Annotated in this window: 1 pseudogene; it reads left to right on the top strand. The window is 46.7% G+C overall.

The features are described from left to right. Positions 1-257, top strand: a pseudogene (locus AAEY83_RS16640) (cytochrome c); the annotation flags it as partial.

Below are 257 nucleotides of genomic sequence, written 5' to 3'. Positions count from 1 at the left end.
GCCATATCCTTCTTACAGCGGCATGAAAGAGGAAGACATCAGTGCGCTGTTTGCTTATTTACAGACGGTACCAGCGGTTGACGAAGCCCCCGAAGAAAAAACGGATCTACCATTTCCTTTTAATATTCGCAGCTTAATGTTGGGTTGGAACTTTCTCAACGTACCGTCTACTGAAAAGCGCGAAGGACTGAACGAGACCCAAAAACGCGGTGAATATCTGGTCAATAATCTAGAGCACTGTGGCACTTGCCATACCC

The sequence above is a fragment of the Psychrobacter sp. TB20-MNA-CIBAN-0197 genome (genome assembly GCF_040309765.1).
GTDB lineage: Bacteria > Pseudomonadota > Gammaproteobacteria > Pseudomonadales > Moraxellaceae > Psychrobacter > Psychrobacter submarinus.
Note: the sequence above shows the minus strand (reverse complement) of the source record. Positions and strands in the feature narration are given on the sequence as shown.